The organism is Nocardia sp. NPDC004604 (assembly GCF_040609795.1).
Classification (GTDB): domain Bacteria; phylum Actinomycetota; class Actinomycetes; order Mycobacteriales; family Mycobacteriaceae; genus Nocardia.
The window spans coordinates 16,325-36,738 of the sequence record NZ_JBEXLC010000087.1 but is presented as its reverse complement, the minus strand read 5'-3'; the positions used below and the strand labels follow the sequence as shown (position 1 = coordinate 36,738).

Annotated in this window: 21 protein-coding genes and 1 pseudogene; 14 read left to right on the top strand and 8 right to left on the bottom strand. The window is 65.6% G+C overall.

The features are described 5' to 3' along the window. Positions 1 to 143 precede the first annotated feature (143 nt). The gene (locus tag ABZW16_RS27860) at positions 144 to 1,067 is read right to left on the bottom strand and encodes an alpha/beta hydrolase family protein (protein ID WP_354959024.1); all 924 of its coding nucleotides are present in this window, start codon (positions 1,065 to 1,067) and stop codon (positions 144 to 146) included. Positions 1,068 to 1,626: 559 nt separating this feature from the next. Between ABZW16_RS27860 and ABZW16_RS27855 the strand changes: the two genes are divergently transcribed. Then, positions 1,627 to 2,421 carry an alpha/beta hydrolase gene (locus ABZW16_RS27855; RefSeq protein ID WP_354959023.1) on the top strand — a complete coding sequence of 265 codons (795 nt, stop codon included), beginning with the start codon at positions 1,627 to 1,629 and terminating at the stop codon, positions 2,419 to 2,421. Positions 2,422 to 2,515: 94 nt separating this feature from the next. Here ABZW16_RS27855 and ABZW16_RS27850 read toward each other — a convergent pair whose 3' ends face one another. Continuing rightward, the gene (locus ABZW16_RS27850; protein WP_354959022.1) at positions 2,516 to 3,139 is read right to left on the bottom strand and encodes a TetR/AcrR family transcriptional regulator; all 624 of its coding nucleotides are present in this window, start codon (positions 3,137 to 3,139) and stop codon (positions 2,516 to 2,518) included. A gap of 121 nt (positions 3,140 to 3,260) precedes the next feature. Here ABZW16_RS27850 and ABZW16_RS27845 point away from each other — a divergent pair, with 121 nt between their 5' ends. Continuing rightward, a complete protein-coding gene (locus ABZW16_RS27845) occupies positions 3,261 to 4,313 on the top strand; it encodes an aldo/keto reductase (RefSeq protein ID WP_354959021.1) in 1,053 nt (350 codons plus the stop codon). Positions 4,314 to 4,471: 158 nt separating this feature from the next. Next, positions 4,472 to 5,413, top strand: a complete 942-nt coding sequence (locus ABZW16_RS27840; protein ID WP_354959020.1) for an acyl-ACP desaturase — start codon at positions 4,472 to 4,474, stop codon at positions 5,411 to 5,413. 79 nt (positions 5,414 to 5,492) lie between these two features. Here the strand turns inward: ABZW16_RS27840 and ABZW16_RS27835 are convergent, their stop codons facing one another. Then, a complete protein-coding gene (locus tag ABZW16_RS27835) occupies positions 5,493 to 6,068 on the bottom strand; it encodes a TetR/AcrR family transcriptional regulator (protein ID WP_354959019.1) in 576 nt (191 codons plus the stop codon). 106 nt (positions 6,069 to 6,174) lie between these two features. Continuing rightward, on the bottom strand, positions 6,175 to 7,302 hold the full coding sequence (locus ABZW16_RS27830) for an agmatine deiminase family protein (RefSeq protein WP_354959017.1): 1,128 nt from the start codon (positions 7,300 to 7,302) through the stop codon (positions 6,175 to 6,177). A 216-nt stretch (positions 7,303 to 7,518) separates the two neighbouring features. Here ABZW16_RS27830 and ABZW16_RS27825 point away from each other — a divergent pair. After that, positions 7,519 to 7,641, top strand: a pseudogene (locus tag ABZW16_RS27825) (alpha/beta hydrolase fold domain-containing protein); the annotation flags it as partial. 142 nt (positions 7,642 to 7,783) lie between these two features. On the opposite strand, the gene ABZW16_RS27820 reads toward ABZW16_RS27825, so the two are convergent. Continuing rightward, on the bottom strand, positions 7,784 to 8,728 hold the full coding sequence (locus ABZW16_RS27820) for an SDR family oxidoreductase (protein ID WP_354959016.1): 945 nt from the start codon (positions 8,726 to 8,728) through the stop codon (positions 7,784 to 7,786). Positions 8,729 to 8,845: 117 nt separating this feature from the next. On the opposite strand from ABZW16_RS27820, the gene ABZW16_RS27815 reads away from it, so the two are divergent. Continuing rightward, positions 8,846 to 9,154, top strand: a complete 309-nt coding sequence (locus tag ABZW16_RS27815; protein ID WP_354959015.1) for a hypothetical protein — start codon at positions 8,846 to 8,848, stop codon at positions 9,152 to 9,154. Positions 9,155 to 9,248: 94 nt separating this feature from the next. On the opposite strand, the gene ABZW16_RS27810 is transcribed toward ABZW16_RS27815, so the two are convergent. Both ABZW16_RS27810 and ABZW16_RS27805 read right to left on the bottom strand, forming a co-directional pair. Beyond that, entirely contained in the window at positions 9,249 to 9,617 is a 369-nt protein-coding gene (locus ABZW16_RS27810) for a winged helix-turn-helix domain-containing protein (protein WP_354959014.1), read from the bottom strand. Beyond that, positions 9,614 to 10,066: an SRPBCC domain-containing protein gene (locus ABZW16_RS27805; RefSeq protein ID WP_354959013.1), complete on the bottom strand. Its 453-nt coding sequence runs from the start codon at positions 10,064 to 10,066 to the stop codon at positions 9,614 to 9,616. Before ABZW16_RS27805 ends, ABZW16_RS27810 begins: the two co-directional genes overlap by 4 nt. A gap of 242 nt (positions 10,067 to 10,308) precedes the next feature. On the opposite strand from ABZW16_RS27805, the gene ABZW16_RS27800 reads away from it, so the two are divergent. The 4 genes from ABZW16_RS27800 (at position 10,309) to ABZW16_RS27785 (ending at position 13,945) form a co-directional block, all read left to right on the top strand. Continuing rightward, complete coding sequence (locus tag ABZW16_RS27800) at positions 10,309 to 10,770, top strand: hypothetical protein (protein WP_354959012.1); 462 nt, start codon at positions 10,309 to 10,311, stop codon at positions 10,768 to 10,770. A gap of 217 nt (positions 10,771 to 10,987) precedes the next feature. Beyond that, complete coding sequence (locus ABZW16_RS27795; RefSeq protein WP_354959011.1) at positions 10,988 to 12,409, top strand: amidase; 1,422 nt, start codon at positions 10,988 to 10,990, stop codon at positions 12,407 to 12,409. A gap of 18 nt (positions 12,410 to 12,427) precedes the next feature. Next, entirely contained in the window at positions 12,428 to 12,595 is a 168-nt protein-coding gene (locus tag ABZW16_RS27790) for a hypothetical protein (RefSeq protein WP_354959010.1), read from the top strand. A 111-nt stretch (positions 12,596 to 12,706) separates the two neighbouring features. Continuing rightward, on the top strand, positions 12,707 to 13,945 hold the full coding sequence (locus ABZW16_RS27785) for a cytochrome P450 (RefSeq protein WP_354959009.1): 1,239 nt from the start codon (positions 12,707 to 12,709) through the stop codon (positions 13,943 to 13,945). 9 nt (positions 13,946 to 13,954) lie between these two features. On the opposite strand, the gene ABZW16_RS27780 is transcribed toward ABZW16_RS27785, so the two are convergent. Beyond that, complete coding sequence (locus ABZW16_RS27780) at positions 13,955 to 14,842, bottom strand: LysR family transcriptional regulator ArgP (RefSeq protein ID WP_354959008.1); 888 nt, start codon at positions 14,840 to 14,842, stop codon at positions 13,955 to 13,957. Positions 14,843 to 14,907: 65 nt separating this feature from the next. On the opposite strand from ABZW16_RS27780, the gene ABZW16_RS27775 reads away from it, so the two are divergent. From ABZW16_RS27775 to ABZW16_RS27755, 5 genes are all read left to right on the top strand, one after another. After that, on the top strand, positions 14,908 to 15,537 hold the full coding sequence (locus ABZW16_RS27775) for a LysE/ArgO family amino acid transporter (protein WP_354959007.1): 630 nt from the start codon (positions 14,908 to 14,910) through the stop codon (positions 15,535 to 15,537). 127 nt (positions 15,538 to 15,664) lie between these two features. Next, a complete protein-coding gene (locus ABZW16_RS27770; protein WP_354959006.1) occupies positions 15,665 to 16,480 on the top strand; it encodes a hypothetical protein in 816 nt (271 codons plus the stop codon). 50 nt (positions 16,481 to 16,530) lie between these two features. Continuing rightward, positions 16,531 to 17,346, top strand: a complete 816-nt coding sequence (locus ABZW16_RS27765) for an N-acetylmuramoyl-L-alanine amidase (RefSeq protein ID WP_354959005.1) — start codon at positions 16,531 to 16,533, stop codon at positions 17,344 to 17,346. A 113-nt stretch (positions 17,347 to 17,459) separates the two neighbouring features. Continuing rightward, on the top strand, positions 17,460 to 19,724 hold the full coding sequence (locus ABZW16_RS27760; protein ID WP_354959004.1) for an MMPL family transporter: 2,265 nt from the start codon (positions 17,460 to 17,462) through the stop codon (positions 19,722 to 19,724). Beyond that, positions 19,721 to 20,401, top strand: coding sequence for a TetR/AcrR family transcriptional regulator (locus ABZW16_RS27755; RefSeq protein ID WP_354959003.1), 681 nt, complete (start codon positions 19,721 to 19,723; stop codon positions 20,399 to 20,401). The genes ABZW16_RS27760 and ABZW16_RS27755 overlap by 4 nt, the downstream gene beginning before the upstream one ends. Positions 20,402 to 20,414: the final 13 nt, after the last annotated feature.

The following is a 20,414-nucleotide window of genomic DNA, read 5'->3' as shown; positions in this document are numbered from 1 at the left end:
TATGTCTTTTTGCCCCTGCGGGAACTATAGCGTTCAACCGGCATGGTTGCCCAATTTTCATGTTAATTTTTACCCGCCCGGGAAACGGCACGAGCATGTCGTTGCACGAACGCGGGTTTCGGATCGGCACTCGTCGGTGCGCGTTATACGCCGAGCGCATCGAGAATCATCGGCCGCGCCGTCGCGAGCGCTTGCTGCCAGTAGGGCCAGGTGTGTGTTCCGTTGACGATGTCGATTCGAGCGGCAATTCCCAACGCCGCCACTCGATCACGGAATATTTCGGCGGAAATCTCCGTTATCGACTCCAGGCCCATCGCATTCACCGTATTGCCCACCCCTTGTGGCAGGTCGAGCGGACCGGGCGTGCCGTTGCCCGTCCAGAGGTATATCGGCAGCCCGCGCAGCAATTCGGCCTGCTCGGTGGCGTCATTGCGGTTCCATGCCGGATCCCCGGCCGGACCCCACATATCGTCGAGATTGAAGTTGCCCTCGTCCCACATGGCGGCGCGCATCGCTTCGTTCCAGAGCGGAAATGTCGGGTGCACGAATCCCGAAAAGGATCCGGCGAATTTGAACTGATCGCGATGGTAGCCGGCCAACGTCAGTGCGGCACTTCCGCCCATAGATGCGCCGACAATGGCGTTGTTGGTACGTGACACGCCGAACCCTGCCAGGAAGGCAGGCAATTCCTGGGTGAGGAAGGTTTCCCACTTGTACGTGGTCGCCTGACTGTTGGTACTACTCGGTCGATACCAGTCGGTGTAGAAACTCGACCGACCGCCGACCGGAAACACCAACGTGATGTTGTCGCCCGCGAACTGGCGCAGCGCATCGGTATCCGTCGTCCACTGACTGTGGTCATTCGGCGCGCGGAGACCGTCGAGCACGTAGAGTGCCGCGCTCCCACCGCGCGCCGCCCACTGCACCTGGACTTTGATCGGCCCCATACTGGACGGCGCGAAAAGTTCCTCGAAACCGCCTGCTGGCGTGCGCAGTATCTGTGCGTGCGGCGGCGCGGCGATAGCCACCGCCCCGCCGATCCATGACACCAGCACGGCTGTCGCCATGACAATGCCGACCTTGCTCAGCCAACCACGAACAACTCCCCACCCATCCCCTGTTCGCCCTGCCACGTCCACTCGCACCTCCTGCTCGTTTTCTGACAAGTTGCCGAACGGACCCGAATTCCGCCGCCATCCAGGCCGGGTTGTTCGTACACGCCTGCACTCCCGCGCGCCCGGAATCGGGAAAACCATCATAGATTGTGCCGCATTTGCTCTCGAGCCTGGGAAATCCGGATCAGATCACCTGGATCAGCGGCGCATTCGTTATAATCCGGCCGCTGGTCGCGGACGGGATGCGGCATATACCTGCACGTCGAATTGGTCGGCAGGAAATGGTTGGGTGGGATGAGGTTCGGGCAGGAAGCCGAGCGCATAATGGCCGCCGGAGACCGTCACGTCTTTGCGGACACGGGGCCGTCTGTGCCGAAGCCGCCAACATGCGGCCCTGACCAGCGAGAATGATCGCGATAGCCCAGCGTATATGTGGCGTGTTGGGCTCGGCCGAATGCCACGGATCCGACAAACAGCTCGCGCTGACGGCGATCTGAATAGACTTGGGCCCGTGCGGAAAACGGCGAAGGTCAACGATGACCAACTGGTGAGCTTTATCGATCACGGCGGCACCGGGCCCGCGGTGTTATTGCTGCACAGCTATCTGATGGACGCCGATATGTTCGCCGCACAGGTGCAGGCGCTCGGCGGGGCGTTCCGGCTCATCGCGATGGACGAGCGTGGCCACGGTGATACTTCGGCCGAGAACCCGTTCACCTATTGGGATGTGGCTCGCGACGCGCTCGGCCTTCTCGACGAGCTCGGGGTGGCCCGGTGCGCGGTAATCGGTACGAGCCAGGGCGGGTTCATCGCCCTGCGCATGGCACTGCTGGCGCCGCAGCGGGTAGCCGCACTCGCACTGCTCGGCACCTCGGGCAGTGCGGAGGATCCGGAGGTAGCCGCCGGGTACCGCCAAGCGGCCGCCGCCTGGCGCGAAAACGGTCCGACCCAGGAACTGCTCGATCTCAATGCCGCGATCTGCCTGGGCCAGCACGACGCGACGGAGTGGCAGGCCAAGTGGCGTCGGCTGTCCGGGGACCATATCGACCGCGTGCTCACCCCACTGGTCGAGCGGGACAGCGTGCTCGATCGCGCGCGCGAAATCGGCTGCCCAGCACTGGTTCTGCACGGTTCCGCCGACGCCGCCTACGCCGTCGACCGCGCCCGCGAGCTGGCATCGGCCCTACCGAACGCCGAACCTCCGGTGATCATCGACGGCGGCGCGCACTTCCTGAGCCTCACCGACGCCGAAGCCGTCAACCCACACCTGCGGGCGTTCCTCGACCGGTCACTGGACGTCGAATAGGACGGCTCTTCGATCCGCACCTCGCCTCGTCGTCGGTCGACTTCGCCAGCGCGAAAGCGGTCGGCCACATGACACCGTCATCGGGGTGACTGTGTCAGGTCGCGCGGTCGCCAGGGGCGCCGTACCGCAGCCCGTCGATGAGCAGATCGACCATGCGCTGGGCATGGTCGTTATCGGCGGGTAGGCACAGGTTGGCCACCGCTTGCAGCAGCTCGTAGGGCGCGATATCGGCGCGGATCGCACCTGTGGCCGCCGCCGATTCGAGCAGAGATCCGAGAGCGGGCACCAGGTGCTGCTGGAAGTAGGCGGGTAGGGGCTCGAAGGCAGGGTCTCCCGAGTGCAGCGCCGCGGCGAGTCCGCGTTTGGTTGCGATGAAGCTGGTGTACCGATGCAGCCAGCGCGCCAGTGCCGCATCGGGCTCATGCTCGGCCGCCAGGATGGGGGCCGCGTCGGCGCAGGCGTCGACTTCCTGTTGAAAAACGGCCACGACCAGATCGGAGCGCTGCGGGAAGTGGCGGTAGATGGTGCCGAGGCCAACGCCCGCCCTGGTGGCGATCTCCCGCACCGGGGCGTCCACACCCGATACGGCGAAAACAGCCTTGGCCGCGTCCAGCACGGCGGTGATATTGCGCTGCGCATCGGCGCGTACCCGACGTCCGGACGCGCTGCGCCCCGTACCGGGTGCGCCCGGGGTGTCGCCGTGCTCGATCTCGCCCAATCCCGCTCCTCCTCTTGCCTTACCGGAACAATGTTCCGTATAGTTTCGGAACATTGTTCCGATTGGTTGATGGTAGGGCACGCATACGGTGCCGACCACCGACCCCGCCCTGAGGAGAGCCATGAACTACCGCACGCTGGGCCGAACCGGCATAAAGGTCAGCCCGTACTGCCTGGGCGCCATGATGTTCGGCGCCGTGGGCAACCCCGACCACGACGACTCGATCCGGATCATCCACAAGGCCCTGGACGCGGGAATCAACTTCATCGACACCGCCGATTTCTACTCCCACGGTGAGTCCGAGACGATCGTCGGCAAGGCCATCAAGAACCGCAGGGACAATGTCGTGCTCGCCACCAAGGCGCACCTCCCCATGGGGGAAGATCCCAATCAGCAAGGCAATTCGCGGCGCTGGCTGGTACGCGCACTCGACGATTCGCTGCGCCGACTGCAGACCGACCATGTCGATCTGTTCCAGGTCCATCGTCCGGATCCGTCGGTCGATGTCGAAGAAACGCTCTCGGCGCTGTCGGACCTGGTCCGCAGCGGCAAGGTCCGGGCCATCGGCACTTCCACCTTTCCCGCATCGGACATTGTCGAGGCGCAGTGGGTCGCCGAGCGCCGAGGTCTGGAGCGCTTTCGCACCGAGCAGCCGCCGTACTCGATCCTCAATCGCGGCATCGAGCGCGAGGTGCTGCCGGTCTGTCAGCGCTACGGAATGGGCACGCTGGTCTGGAGTCCGCTGGCGGGAGGCCTGCTCACCGGCCGCTACCGCAAGGGCCAGCAGCCCAATAGTCATCGGGCCAGCTTCGGCTTCCGGCATCTGCGCGACGAGCGTCGGCTGGACGCTATCGAGCAACTCATCCCCGTCGCCGAAGCGGCCGGGATGTCGTTGACGCACCTGGCTATCGCGTTCGTGATCACCCACCCGGGCGTGACCTCGGCGATCATCGGTCCGCGCACCATGGACCAGCTCGACGACGTGCTCGCCGGTGCCGAGACGATCCTGAGCGACGAAGTTCTCGACCGGATCGACGCCATCGTGCCGCCCGGTACCGATATCGGAATGCTCGACATGGCCTACAACCCACCCGCCATCGAACAGGCCCGCCTGCGCCGCCGCTCGACCGACGACCGCGCCGTCAGCGCGGACATCGTCCTCGGCTACCAGTGATCCTGCACTTCCCTTCGGTCGGCCACTCGGTCAATCGACCGGGTGGCTGCGCACCAAATTCGATCGCGCTCGACTAAGGTGTAGGCGAGCTCGCACAGTCAAAAATGCGTGAACAGCGGTACGTTCCGTGGTTTTTCCACCGAATCGAAAGGCGCTGTATGGCAATGGATTTGACACAAGTCGAGTTACTCACCGAGCTGGAACCAGTGGTCGCGGCCAATGTCGACCGGCATTTGGCCACCGCCAAGGACTGGTGTCCGCACGATTATGTGCCCTGGGACGAGGGCCGCAACTTCGCGGCAATGGGTGGCCAGGATTGGGATCCCGAGCAGTCACGGCTCTCGGAGGTCGCCAAGGTCGCGATGGTCACGAATCTGCTGACCGAGGACAACCTGCCCTCCTACCACCGTGTGATCTCGGAGAACTTCTCGCAGACCGGTGCCTGGGGCACGTGGGTCGGCCGCTGGACCGCGGAGGAAAACCGCCACGCCATCGCCATGCGCGACTACCTGGTATGCACCCGCGCCGTCGATCCGGTCGCCTTGGAGAACGACCGGATGGTGCATCTGACTCGCGGTGTGCACGCCCCGGAGGGCTTCGGCGGTGTGCTCGATCAGGTCGCGTATGTGACGTTCCAGGAGTTGGCGACCCGGGTCAGCCATCGCACCACGGGACGTGTCTGCGACGACCCGATCGCCGACCGGATGCTGCAGCGCATCGCGGCCGACGAGAACCTGCACATGATGTTCTATCGCAACATCACCGGCGCTGCGTTCGACATCGCTCCCGACCAGACAATGGAGGCCGTGACCCACGTCGCGAAGACCTTCGCCATGCCGGGTACCGGCATGCCGAACTGGCGTCGCAATGGCGTGTTGATGGTCAAGCACGGAATCTACGATTTGCGTCAGCACTTGGACGAGGTGCTGTTGCCGGTCCTGCGAACATGGGATGTCTTCAAGCGCACCGACTTCACCGCGCGCGGCGAGCGCAGCCGCGAAGAACTCGCCGAGTACCTCGACAAACTCGGTCGCGATGTCATCCGCTTCGAAGAACAGCGCGACCGCATCCTCGCCCGCGAGGCGGCGCGAGTCGGGTAGTTCGAGCGCGGCCATCTCACTCGTGCCCGAGTTCTACTGCGCGGCGGTCGAGTTCGGATATTGAGCACTACCCGCGGGCTCAGGTGACGTCGCGCAATTCGCGACTGATGGCATGGGCGAGGACTTCCCTGGCTCGGTCGAGGGTGATCGAGCCGCTGTGCCAGCGTTCGCTGAGTCCTTCGACCAGGGCGGTGAGGTGTTCCGCAGTTGCGGCTGCGTCTATATCGGAGGCGACGGCACCGGCCTGTCGGGCTTGGGTGATAAGGGTTTCGACGTCGTTGTTCCATGCCCGCGTGGTGGTGTCGAGAGGTTCGCGCAGGTCGGGGTTGAACACAGCGCTGGCGCGTAGCTCACCCCAGGCGATGCTGTTCACCCGCACCTCGTCGTCATCTTGGAGTTCGAGCATCAGCATCTGTTCGAGCTGAGCGCAAGGGTCGGTCTCGATGAAGGCGCGGTCGGTGTAGTCCTTGGCTCGGTGGTTGATGTGTTCGAGCGTGGCGTGCAGGACTCCGGAGCGGTCTTTGAAGTGGTAGTAGATCAGTGCCGTGGACACGCCCGCTTCCGCGGCTAGTTTCTCGATCCGCAGCCCGCGCACTCCGTCTTGGGCGATGACACGGACGGCGGCTTCCAGGATTTGCGTTTGACGCTGCGACACAAGTCCTCACAGTAGGGGCAGGGTGCGGCCGAGCCGGAAGTGCGGGGTTGTCGGCCCGGCCGCGTCGGCTGGCGAATTTGCCGGGGTTCACCGGTCGCCGACGAGGTTAGTCGGCGGGTTCCTGCTGGGTGGTGCAGTGGATACCACCACCGCCGGCGGCGATGCCGTCGATATTGATCTGCACGACCTCCCGGCCGGGGAACAGGCGCTCCAGGGTGGTTTTGGTGGTCGGATCGGTGTCCGGATCACCGAATTCGGGGGCGATGACGGCACCGTTGCAGACGTAGAAGTTGATGTATCCGGCGGCGAAGTCGTCGTCGGCGAAGGTCTCCCGCACCGTCGACGGGCCCTCGAGGACCTCGACCCGAAGCGGGCGACCGTGGACATCGGTGGCCGAGTGCAGGATATCGAGGTGGCGGCGAGTGACGTCGTAGTCGAAGGAGTCCGGTTCGTTGTCCAGCCCGGCGACCACCACGCCCGGGCTGGCGAAGCGGGCGTAGAAGTCGGTGTGGCCGTCGGTGATGTCCTCGCCCGCGATGCCGGGCAGCCAGATCACCTTCTCGATGCCCAGCAGGTAGGCCAGCTCCTCCTCGACGTCGCGCTTCTGCCAGCCGGGGTTGCGGTTGTTGTTGAGCACACAGCTTTCGGTGATGATCGCGGTGCCCTCCCCGTCGACTTCGATGCCGCCGCCCTCGAGCACCAGATCTGTGTGCCGGGTCTCGACTCCGGCGCGGCCGGTGACGAACCCCGCGACCTCGGCGTCACGGCGGTGCTCTTGTTTCTTGCCCCAGCCGTTGAAATTGAAGTCCACCCCGGCCTTGGTGTTGCCGCTGTTGACGAATACCGGCCCGGTGTCACGCATCCACAGATCATCGATCTCGGCGGCGATCAATTCGACGTTTGCTCCACCCATCAGGCTCTGTGTCAGCCCCATCTCGCCCGGCCGCACCAGCATCGATACCGGTTCGAAGCGGGCGATGGCGGTCGCGATGGTCGCCAGGTTGCGTTGCACCTCCGGTAGCAGCCTGCCGCCCCAGATCCGTTCGCTGGCACCGAAGGCCATCCAGGTCCGTCTGTGCGCCTGCCCTTCCTCGGGCATCATCCACTTTCTCCCATCGTCATGTTTATTGCTGGTGCGATCACCGCGCATCGGCGACGACGAATCGTCGCAACCCGCCAGCAGCAGGCTGCCCATGGCGGCCAAACCTGTCTGCACGAATGTGCGCCGTCGCATCCTTAACTCCCTATCGTCTCCGGGCGTCCGCGCGACGGATGTCGGCATCGGACGCCAGTAAGCCCATTCGCGCCGCGACCGCGCCTGAAGTGCGAGCGAGCGCGTGACAATCCAGGACACTAGATCCTGACTAAAAATTTAGTCAAATTCGGAGTTGTGTGGCGTACTGCGCGGCGGTCAGTCATCGAACAGCCGCCATGTGGTGTGGGCGAGCCCCCCGAAAACCCGTTCCCCGCCGCTCACGGCGATACTTACGCGGTGCCGACCTGGACGGCTGAGCACGCGGCCGAACTCGGCATCGATCCGGCGCGGATCGGCGGCCGCAGTTCGGGCGCGGGGCACCTTCCGCGGATCGCAGGCGATTCTGTCCGTGGAGGTGTCCCAGCGGCAGAACGCCGAACCGGCCAGCTCGCTGCGCCGAGCCCTGGCCGCGTGACCAGCCACTTCGCGCGGACTTCGGCGTACACCGGCGGCTGGTTCGTCAGATGTGCGCCGAGTGCGCGGTGAAGTAGTTGCCCTCGTCGAAGTCGGCGAGGAGGCCGGGGTGGGTCGGTTCCCAGCCGAGGACGCGCCGGGTGATGCGGCTGGACGTCGGGAGGTCGCGAGTGATCACCATCGTGAGGAATTCGCCGAAGTACGCTCGCAGCCGGTCCGCCGGGATGCTTTCGGTGGGCAGGCCGAGGTGGTCGCCGATGCTCTGCGCGATATCGCGCAGCGGTATGCCGTTGTCATCGACCGCGTGCCATCGAGTGCCCGCCGGTGCCTGCTCCAGCGCCAGGCGGAAGAGGTGGGCGGCGTCGAGCGTGTGCACGGCGGGCCACCGGTTCGCGCCATCCCCGGGGAATCCGGCGAAGCCGTTCTCCTGCGCGGTGGCGATCAGCATCCTGGCGAAGCCGCTACGGTCCAGCGTGCTGTGCGTGATGGGCGGGATCCGTACGACCGAGGACCGCACGTCCCGCTGCGCGAAGCCGACCACGGCGATCTCCGAGTCGATACGGCTGTGGGGCGTGCCAGCGGCCGCCTCCGTGCTGGGCGTGCCCGCGTCCTCCTCCGTCAATGGTCGGCCCAGCTCTCCGAGCGTGCCCGTGCCCGACGCCGTGACCAGCGGTTTCCCGGTTCCTGCCAGTGCATCGCCGAGTGCCCGCACGGTGGCGAGCTCCGTGGCGACGGCGGCGGCGACGTGGCCGGAGAGCATCTGGTCGTGCTTGAACGCGAGGTGGATGACGCCGTCGGAGTCCGCGGCCGCCGCTTTGAGCCCGTCGAGATCGTCGAGGTCGCCCCGGCGCACGGTTGCACCGAGCGCGGTCACGGTCGCCGCGGCCGCATCCGATCGCGCGAGGCCGATGACCTCGTGCCCGGCGGCAATGAGTTCGGAGACGACGGCCGAGCCGATATGGCCGGACGCGCCGGTGACAAAAACACGCATGGGTGACTCCTGAGTGCGATGAATGCAGGCCGAGTCAGTGATGAGACTCGGTCCCATCACTCTAGCAAGTGATGCGACTTGGTGTCATCGCTTAGGATGGCGCCAAGGGCCGATGGCGTGTTCACCGCGGATCGTCACGATCTCGCCCGGCGGCGGCAAGCAGTGATCGCGGCCAATAGCGAGTTGCGGGAACGCGAGTTGCTCGAGCAGGCCCGTCTGGATTCGGCCATGGCCAACGCCCTGCGTGCCCGCGGCGTCGACGATATGACCGCGCGCCTGGCCGCCGAGACGGGCGTCCTCGCGTTCGCCACCGCCTTCGCGCGCTGGACAAAGCCCGGTAATCGGGAGCCGTACACCGAGATCGTGTATGTGGTACTGCATGACTTGCAAACTCGGGCAACAACTCTCGGCGTCGAAGTTACTTAGTTACGTGAGAAGTCCTGTCGGGCAATGGATATCCGAGCAGGTTGCCCGCTGCGCCCCTGCCGCGACGGAAGTGTTGCGGCAGGGGCAGGGAGCGTCAGTTCCAGTTGTCGATCTTGACGTCGTCCGGATCGTCTTTGCTGCGCTGAATGGTCTCGGCAATCCGCTTGATGCGCCGGAGCCTGGCGTCCCACGCCGCCCCCACCGAGGACAATTGCGCGACCGCGCGGGCAAGTTGCGCCTCGTCCACCCGGTACCTCCGTTCTCGCCCGGCGGGCGTGGCGTGCACCAAGCCGACACGGTCGAGCACGCCGAGGTGTTTCGCGATGGCCTGTCGTGTCACGGGCAGCTGCCCGCTGAGGCTGGTGGCCGTGCCGCCGCCGTCCGTCAGGAGCAGATCGAGCATCCGCCGACGGGTCGGATCCCCGACCGCGGACCACATGTCGTCGTCGACGGCGGTGGTCATTGGGTCGACACCAGCCGCGCGAGGTAGTCCCCGAGCTGGGGAATGAAGGTGTTCCAGCCGCTGCTGTGGTCGCGGTACACGTCCTCCAATTTCGCTGCCTCCCAGCCCATTTCGCGGAATCCGGTCTCGATCATCCGAATTCTGGTGCCGGTACCCGACGGGGTGAGCTCGAAGGTGACCAGCAGCGTGGCGGCGGCGTTGTCGACCTTGTCGCCGGGATAGCACCAGCGGAATGAGAACAGTCGAGGCGGCTCGGCGTCGACCACGGTGATCGGGACGACCTGCGCCCTGTTGCCCCAGACAAGCTCGCCGACCGCGCCGGGCGTGGCCTCGACCGAGGCATCGTCGCTCCACCATTCCGAGATGTGCTCAGGGCTGCTGACGACCTCGAAGACCACCTCGGGTGAGGCGTCGACGTGGATCTCTCGTTCGATGCTTCCGTATTCCATACTCTTCCTCCATGTGCAATGTTTGGTTGCGCATGACGGTAGCCGACCTCCGACACATGTGCAACTATTGGTTGCGCATTCGCTGGCATCGGGACAGCGCACCGGCGTTGATCACATCGGAGACCGTTGGGTGTGGGCGTTAAACTGCTGATCGAGTCGGCAGTGCCTCGTGTCGCGAGTCCGACAACATCGAGCGCTCCTGGCTACGTTGGTTTGCTGTCCCGTCGCAGGGAGGTGGTGCCGTGTCCATTCGTCGAAGTGTGCTGGTGGCGGCCGTTCTGTGTGCATTGTCGGTGCTGTGCGCGCCACAGGGGCAGGCCGACCCGTCCGGTGCGGGCGGTGGGGGCTGTCGGCAAGGCAGCGTGATGACCGGACGGTTGGTCCCCGGCACCGGGAGCGCGGGGCAGAACATTCGGCGTGCGGCCACCCTGCGGGAGTGCGTCAGTTCGCTGCTTCCGGGTATCGGGGCCGGACAGTTCAGTGTGACGATTCCGTGGAACGCACCCGGTGCGACCAGTGCGGCCACATTTGCGTGGTCGGATGGCAGCGTCAGCGCAGCGACCGGGTTCGGCAATGGCCTGTGGTTGATCACCGACGGACCGGCGAGTGGCCACGGCATCCAGGTGGATGTCGCCGACAGTTGGAACGGCTGGTACTACAGCTATGCCGACGTCGCCGTCACCTCGGCGACCTTCCTCTCCTGAACCTGGCCGCACGCGTATGCCTTTGAGCTACGGTTCGGGGTAGCAGTCGATGGTGGCGGCAGGGGCGATTCGGGACGTAGCCGCGGTAAATATCCGCAGCCCATGAGCGCATCGGGGCACGCAGGTGTGTCGGGAACTGTGAAGAGTGTGTATTCCGAATTCGCCCGCCGGGCGCGGCCGCATGGCAGGATCGGCGTGGACGACGGATGGGGATGTGATGACTGAAACTGATTCGACGGCAACGGTATTCACAACGATCGCGGAGGCGGCGGCCCGGCTGCGGCGGGGCGAAGTGAGTGCGACGGATTTGGTGGAGGGCGCGCTGGCCGCCGCGGATACGCACGACAAGACATTCGGAGTATTCCTGACCCGGTTCGAGGAGCGGGCTCGGGCGCGCGCCGCCGAGGTGGACCGGAAGATCGCGGCGGGGGAGCGGCTGGCGCCCTTGGACGGGATTCCGTTGGGGGTCAAGGATATCTTCGCGCATTCGGCGGGGCCGACCACGGCACAGAGCCTGGTCTTGGCCCCGGAGTGGGGGAAGTCGGCCGGGGATGCCCCGGTGGTGCGGCGGCTGGAGCAGGCAGGTGGGATCGTGGTCGGAAAGACCACCACCATGGAGTTCGCGATCGGGGTCCCCGATCCGGAGAAGCCATTTCCGATACCGCGGAATCCGTGGGATGTGCAGCGCTGGGCGGGCGGGTCCAGTTCGGGATCTGCCAGCGGCCTGTTGACCGGGGCATTTCTGGGTGCGGTCGGCACCGATACCAGCGGCAGCCTCCGAATTCCCGCCGCCTTCTGCGGAATCACCGGATTCAAGCCGACATTCGGCCGGGTGCCGAAATCCGGTGTGGTGCCGCTGGCCTACACCCTCGACCACGCGGGGCCATTGGCTCGCACGGCCGCCGACTGCGCCTTGCTGCTGGAGGTATTGGCCGGTCACGATGCCGAAGATCCGTACAGCTCGAATGAACCGGTCGCCGACTACACGGCCGCGCTCACCGGCGATCTGCGCGGCCTCACCATCGGCGTGGACGATCTCGACCGCTTCGTCGGCGACGGACGGGATCCGCAACAGCCGCAACGCTTCTCGGCGGCCATCGATGCCCTGCGCGAAGCGGGCGCGACCATCGTCGCGATCGAGATCCCCATGTACGTGGAGACGACGGCGACCGCCCTGGTCGTGCTGGCCGCCGAATCGGCCGCCTACCATCGGCCGACCCTGCGCTCCCGCTACCAGGACTACGCGCGTGGCAGTCGCGTCGTCTTCGCTGCGGGCAATTCCGTCAGCGGGGCAGATTATGTTCAGGCCCAACGGGTTCGGCATGTCGCGCAGCGTCGGATGGCAGAGCTGTTCACCGAGGTGGATCTGGTGGTCACCCCGACCGGCCATCTCGGCGCCCCGCGCATCGACGCCATGGAGCAGCTGAACCCGGTGAGCGTGCTCGCGGGATTGCATACGCCGTACTGGAATTCGCTCGGCAATCCCACCATCGCGGTGCCGATCGGACTCACCGCCGATGGCGTGCCACTGTCCATCTCGATCAGCGGCAAACACTTCGACGAGGCGACGGTGCTGCGCGCGGGCGATGCCTACCAGCGGCGCACCGATCACCACCGTCTGACACCTACGCTGTCCTGAAGTTCGAAAGGTATCGCCATGAGCACCGATTCGACGTGGCCCTGCTCCGACGAGGAGAACGCGGCCATCACCATGCTGGAGCAGCTCCTGCAGGGGATGGCGGGTCTGCTGCACTCGGTCGAGGACGCCCGATATATCGACCCCAGCGGCGGTTATGTGCCGTACCGGGGAGTGCCGCCGAGCTGATTCGGCATCCATACGCCGCAGGGGTGGGGCGGTGAATTCGGCTCTACCTCCGCGGTATTCGACGTAAGCGGCATGCGCGTCGAATTTGTTCCACCGTTTGGAGTTGGTTTCGTGAGCACCCCGCAATCTTCATCCTGTCCCGTTCCGCACGGCTCTCCGATTGATACCGACGGCGAACGCGCTCCGCTCTACACCCCGGAGTTCGCCGCCGATCCGCACCGCGCCTATCGGGAGATGCGCAGGAAGTACGGTTCGCTGGTGCCGGTGGATCTGGCTCCCGACATTCCCGCGACCTTGGTGGTCGGCTATCGCGCCGCGGTGCGCATCCTGCATGATCCCGGGCGCTTTCCGCGTGATCCGCGCACCTGGCAGCGCGATGTTCCGCCGGACTGCCCCGTCTTGCCCATGATGGATTGGCGCCCAACTCTTTTGCATAGCAATGGCGAGGTGCACGCCAGATACCGGGAAGTGGTGAATGCGGCCATCGAGGGTGTCGATCTGCATGCGTTGCACACCACCGTGGCGGAGATCGCCGTCCCGCTGATCAATGCGTTCTGTCAGACCGGGTCGGCGGATTTGATCGCCCAGTACGCACTTCCGCTCGCCTTCACCGCGATCAATGCCGTCCTCGGCTGTCCGCCCGAAATCGGCGGGCGCACCGCGCTCGGTTTGGCGGCGATGTTGGATACGGTCAATGCCGCCAAGGGAAATGAACTCGTGCACGAGGCATTGACCGAGCTGATCGCGCTCAAGAAGGACGAACCCGGTGACGACATCACCACTCGACTGCTACAGCATCCCGTCGGCCTCGACGATTCGGAAGTACTCGAACATGTGATGCTGCTATACGGCGCTGGCATCGAACCGGCACAGAATCTGATCGCCAATTCGCTGTTGCTGATGCTCACCGATGACCGCGTCGCCGACAATATGCTCGGCGGCAGCCTGTCCACCCGCGACGCCCTGGACGAGGTGTTGTTCACCGATCCGCCGCTGGCGAACTACTGCATCACCTATCCGCGCCAGCCCATTCTGATCGACGAAATATGGCTGCCCGCACACCAACCCGTCCTCATCAGCATGGCCGCGTGCAATAACGACCCCGAAATCGGTGGGGAGCACACCGGGAACCGCTCGCATCTGGCATGGAGCGCGGGCCCGCATGCCTGCACCGCAAAGTCCATGGCGTACTTGATAGCTCAGGACGCCATCGACCAATTGCTCGACGCAATACCGGAATTGCGACTTGCGACTCGGGCGGCCGAGCTCACCTGGCGGCCCGGTCCGTTCCACCGGGCGCTGACGGCACTCCCGGTGACATTCCCCAAAACGCCAGCGTGGAGCGTCTGAGCAGACAATTCACCGCAGCGCATCGGCCGCGGCTGCGGCGATCGCGCCAGCGACCGCACCGAGCGCAGGGGAATCGACCTTCCACTGCTGCCAGTACAGCGGAACATCAATATAGGAATCCCCATCGATGGGTGCGAGGTCGCGCCCGGCCCTGCCGCCGCGGGTCTGCAGATCCGGCAACATCCCCCAGCCGAGCCCGATCCGAATCGCCTCGGCGAACCCGGCAGATGACGGCACATAGTGGCGTGGTGGATCGACCGGCTGCTTGCACCGACGTCGCAAATGCCGGTCCTGTAGATCGTCCTTGCGATCGAAGAGCACCACCGGCGCGGCGGCATACGCCTTGGCAGTCGGCCCATCCGCGAACCAGGTCCGCGCGAACCGCGGATTCGCCATGGGCCGATACCGCATCGCGCCGAGCTTCTCGACCCGGCAGCCCTGCACCGCCGCCGCCGTGGCGGTAATCGCCGCCATTACCGTCCCATCGCGCAGCAGCCGCGTCGTGTGCTCCTCGTCCTCGCGGTGTATCTCGAAACACACACCGGCCGGTGCGTGCCGTAGCGCGGGCATCACCCACGTTTCCAGTGAGTCGGCATTGACCGCGATCGGCACCCGGATCGGCCGATCTGCGGGTCGATCAGCATCACCGAGTTCGCGTGCGGTGTCACCGGAGAGCAGTTCGATCTGCCGGGCCAGCCGCAGTACCGCGAGTCCGGATTCGGTGGGGCGCACCGGTTTTGTGCGCTGCAGCAGAATGCGACCGGCCGCATCCTCCAGTGCCTTGATGCGCTGACTGACCGCCGACGGCGTCACGCGCAGACTGCGCGCGGCCGCGTCGAAGGTGCCCTCGGTGACCGCCGCGTTGAGTGCGCGGAGCTGATCCAACTGCAGATCCATTAAGAAATCGTAAAGGTACTTCAGAATCTTTAGCTGGTCTGGTGCGCTGTGCGGATCTAGCGTCGATGTATGTGACGGCATCATCGGCGGCCCTGGCGGCCATCTCGGGACTCGGCTTCGGACTTTCCCTGATCGTGGCGATCGGCGCGCAGAACGCCTTCGTCCTGCGGCAGGGTCTGCGTGGGCAGCATGTGCTGGCGGTGGTCGCGGTCTGCACGGTGTCCGACATGGTGCTGATCGCCGCGGGTGTCGGCGGGTTGGGGGTTGTCATCCAGTCCGCCCCGGTGGCGCTGACGGTCATCCGTTACGCCGGTGCGGCCTTCCTGATGGGCTACGGGGTGCTCGCGGCGCGGCGCGCCTTCGCCGCGGCATCGCTGACCACCGAATCCACCGGCGCAACCGTCGCGCTCGGCGCGACCGTGCTCACCTGCCTCGCGCTGACCTGGCTGAACCCGCACGTCTATCTGGATACGGTGCTACTGCTCGGCTCCTTCGCCAACACCTATGCCAGCCCCGACCGCTGGTTCCTCGGGGCGGGCGCGATGCTCGCCAGCGTGCTCTGGTTCACCGCACTCGGCTATGGCGCCCGCAAGCTCGGCCCGCTGTTCGCCCGCCCGAGTGCCTGGCGGGTCCTGGATTCGGTCATCGCGGCCGTGATGTTCGCCCTTGCGCTGGGGCTATTGCTGACCAGCTAGGCCCGCTGTGCAGGGCTAAGCTTGCGGAAACGCTGCAACGTCGCAGGACCGGATCGCGATCAGTACGTGACTGGTTCGGTGGTGCAGGGTGGGGATGGCCGCCCCAGGCGTGAGAGGTGGGCAGGCAGTGAGTTATCCGTACGGCTATGAGGATCAGCCGCCACGGCAGGATCCGGCGTCCTGGGGGCAGCCGGTGGGCTATCCGGAGCAAACGGGCTGGGATCAGACCGGCTACCCGACGGGATATCCCGGTGCGCCCGCGCCGGGCCAGCCGCCGCGGCCCCCGAAGTCCAGGACCGGGGTCCTCGTGGCGCTCGGGCTGGTCGCGGTCCTCGCCGTGGTCAGCGTCGTCCTGGTTGTCTTCGTGGGCCGCGATAAGGGCCGACCGCAGGCAGCCGATTCCACCGTCACCGTCATCCCGGCGACGAGTGTGCCGGGCTCGATCACCCAGCAACCGACCGCGACGACACCACGCCCCGGTCAGCCGTCCTCGGGCAAGCTCACCTACAACGACTTCGCCAAGGACTGGAATTTCAAATTCGACAATGTGGAACTGCACGCCGACTGGGTCGAGGGCCGCGATCACGCCAGCTGCCGGGATTTCGAGGTGGACGGCAAACTCACCGGATTGGGCTGCCAGTACGCCGCTGAACTGGTGTATCGGGCCGAGGGCGGCGGACTGAAGATCACCCAGTTCCTCATCGCCATGTCGGATGAGGGACAGGCCGCCGCCGCGCTCGGCAAGTTCAGCGATGCGGATCTGCACCTGCGCTCGGGCACCTATATCGATCATTTCGTCACGGGCAAATGGCGCGATGGGAATGAGAAGCAGTTCGTCGTGGTCACCGTGGCCACGGCGACCGGAGCCCTCGATGTGGAGACGGTCAAGAAGTATCTGCAGTACCGGCACGCCGATACGCTCGGCGCGCTGGCGTTCCGCTAGCGATCGCGGGGCTGATGAAGCGTTCGCAGGCCTGTGGCAGTGTCGAAGTCATGCGACTCCGAAGCTGGAATACGACGGCCGCGATCTGCGCGTGGGGCCTGCTGCTCGGCGGATGCGGACACGGCGCACCCACGCCGACCAAGGCATCGGATACGACGTCTTCAGGCGCGATGCCGCGGACGGAGGCCGGACCGATATCGACGCCCGCACGCTTTATCGCCGATGATCGCGTGGTCGTCATCGATCCCGGACACAACGGTGGCAATGCCGCAAACCCCGCGGAGATCAACCAGCAGGTGCCCGACGGTCGCGGAAAGACCAAGGCGTGCAACACCACCGGCACCTCGGCCATCGACGGATACACCGAGCACGAATTCAACTGGGACGTCGCCGATCGGGTTCGGGACACATTGGCCGCCCGCGGTATTCGCGTCGTCATGACCCGCGACGACGATACGAGTGTCGGCCCGTGTGTCGATGAACGCGCCGCCATCGGAAACCGCAGTGGCGCAGCGGCTGTCGTCTCGATCCATGCCGACGGCGCCGCCGCGGGCGCACACGGCTTCCACCTCGCCTACTCGTCGCCACCGCTGAATTCCGCACAGGAAGAGCCGTCCCAGCGACTGGCGACAACGTTGCGCGACACCATGATTCGTTCCGGTTTCACCCCGTCCACCTATGTCGGGTCGGACGGTATGAACCCGCGCGCCGATCTGGCCGGTCTGAATCTCTCGGAACGCCCTGTCGCGCTGGTCGAATGCGGAAATATGCGCGACCCCGGCGATGCCGCGCTGATCGAATCTCCCGACGGCCGGGCCCGCTACGCGGACGCCATCGCGAGCGCCATCGCCGCCTTCCTCGGATAGGTGACTTTCGTGATCGGGATCACCAACTGCGTGCGGAGCGGCCCTATACCTCCTGAGATAGCGGCGTTACGCTAACGCTGTTACCTCGAGCGCAGTCGAACAGGGAGTCGCTCATGCTTGTATGGATCGCCCATCTGGCCACCCGGCATCCACGCACGATCCTGCTCGCCGCGGCACTGTTGGCCGTGCTCTGCGGTGCATTCGGCGCATCGGTGACCGCACATATGAAGACCGGCGGCTTCACCTCGAGCGATGCCGAATCGTCACGTGCCGCCGAGCTCATCGCCGACAACTTCGGCGGCGCCGAGCCCAACCTGATCCTGCTCGTCCGCGACAATGCGGGCGCGGACAGCCCGGCCGCCAAGGCCGCGGGCACGAAGGTGGTCGATACGCTGCGCTCCCGCGGTGACGTGATCGGCATCCAGTCCTACTGGAGCACCCCGCAGCCGCTGTCCACCGCATTGCGCAGCAAGGACGGCAAGAGCGCGCTGGTGATCGGCTACATCACGGGAGGCGAGACCACGGCGCAAAAGGTCGCCGGTGAGATCGCCGAACAAGTGGTCGGAAGCAATGACGGCGTCAGCATCGCCCAAGGTGGACTCAGCTCGATCTACCACGACGTGAACGGACAGATCACCCACGATCTCGCGGTCGCCGAGGGCGTGGCCATCCCGCTGTCGTTCATCGTGCTGATCCTGGTCTTCGGCAGCCTCGTCGCGGCCTTCCTACCGCTGGCCGTCGGAATCTTCGCGATCCTCACTACGTTGGCGATTCTGCGCACCCTCACGGTGTTCACCGATGTCTCGATCTTCGCGCTGAATATGACCACGGCACTCGGCCTCGCCCTCGCGATCGACTACAGCCTGTTCATCGTCAGCCGCTACCGCGAGGAACTCGGCAACGGCCTCGATGTCGAGGCGGCTGTGGTGCGCGCGGTGCAGACCGCCGGACGCACCGTCCTCTACTCGGCGCTGACCGTCGCGCTGTCGGTGGCGGCGCTTGGCGTGTTCAACCTGTACTTCCTGAAATCCTTTGCCTACGCGGGCGTTGCGGTCGTCGCCGCTGCGGCTGCCGCCTCGATCCTGATCCTGCCCGCGGTCCTGATGCTGCTCGGACACCGCGTGAACGCCGGTGATCTGCGAAAGCCATTGGGGCGCTTACTCGGTCGGACACCGCGCGCGGATCTCGCACCCGAGCAGACCTTCTGGTACCGCACGGTGCAGCGGGTGATGCGCAATGCCGCGCCGGTCGCCATTGTGATCATCGTGCTGCTGCTCGCGGTCGGATCCCCGTTCCTCGGCGTGAAATTCGGCTATCCCGACGATCGGGTGCTCAATACCGGCGCGTCCGCCACCAGTCGAACGGTCGGCGACGCACTGCGCAGCGACTTCCAAGCCAATACCGCCACCAATGTCACCGTGGTGCTCGACGGTTATCACGGAAACCCGGCCGCCATCGGTGATTACGCCGCTGAACTGTCCAAGGTGCCCGGTGTGGCCGGAGCGCTGTCCGGCGTCGGGGTGTACTCGGGCGGGTCCAAGGTATCCGCCGGACCGCCGCAGATGATCAACGACACCGGCGCATTCCTCACTGTCGCGACCACAGTCGATCCCTTCACCGCCGCGGGTAAGACGCAATTGGCCCAACTGCGCAATGTGCCCAGTCCGGGGCCCGCGCTCTTCGCCGGCGCGGCCGCGGTCAACATCGACGCCCTCGACGCACTGGGTGCGCGACTGCCCGTGGCCGGTGCGCTGATCGTGCTCGCCACCTTCGTTGTACTGTTCTTGTTCACCGGAAGCTTATTGCTGCCGCTGAAAGCCCTTGTGCTCAACACGCTTTCGCTGACGGCGGCGTTCGGCGCGATGGTCTGGATCTTCCAGGAGGGGCATCTGTCCGCTGTCCTCGGCAGCGACGCGACGGGATATCTGGTCCCGACCATGCCGATCCTGATGTTCTGCCTCGCCTTCGGCATGTCCATGGACTACGAGGTGTTCCTGCTGTCGCGCATCCGCGAGGAGTGGTTGGCCTCTGGCCGCACGGCGGCGGACAGTAACCGCGCTGTTGCGCTCGGCGTCGCCCGTACCGGCAAGATCTTCACCGCCGCCGCACTGTTGATGGCCATCGTGATGGCCGCCATGGTCACCTCGAAGGTATCGTTCATCCAGATGATGGGCCTCGGACTGACCTTGACGGTGCTCGCGGACGCCACGCTGATACGCGGCCTCCTGGCGCCCGCCCTCATGCGAATGTTGGGCACCGCGAACTGGTGGGCGCCCGCGCCACTTGCCAGGCTGCACGCCAAGATCGGGTTGCGCGAGGACGAATCCGTATCCGGCGCACCCGAATCCGGCAAACCCGAACTGGCCCGGCGGACGTGAACTTCACCCGTCGGCAGCGCTCCGCACGCGGCACAGGTGAGGGGTTGCGCGCCGAAATCATAGATGCCACAAAGGGTTTGCTGGCTCGCACCGGTCAGGTGGACGCGGTCTCCATTCGCGCGATCGCCAAGATCGTCGGCGTCACCCCGCCGTCGATCTACCGCCATTTCGCGGATAAGGATCAGTTGATCGATGCGGTGGTGGCCCAGGTGTTCGAGGACCTGGACGCGGTGATGTCGGCTGCGAGCGATCCGAACGAGTCGCCGATGGAGCGGCTGCGCCAGCAGGGACTGGCCTATGTGCGCTTCGCCAGAGCGCATCCCGAGCACTACCGGCTGGCCACCATGCCCGGTGAGACCGCTGGCGCGGTCGATCAGGTGTTGACCAGCAGTGCCTTCGCGCATTTCGCAGCGACCGTTACCGAGTGCATGAACCTCGGCATGATCACTCCCGGCGATCCGGTGCCGGTGGCGCTGGAACTGTGGTCGAGCGCGCACGGGATCGCCTCGCTGCTGATCGCGAAACCCTATCTGCCGTGGGGAGATCTCGACGCATTCACCGATCGGGTACTGCGCTCGGTATGTGTCGGTCGGGTCGTTATCGACAATGTCCTCGGTGCGGAGGTAACCCCCGATGAGGTCGCACAGTGGCTCGAGGCGAACCGCCGGCAGCCCTGATCCCTTGGGCGGC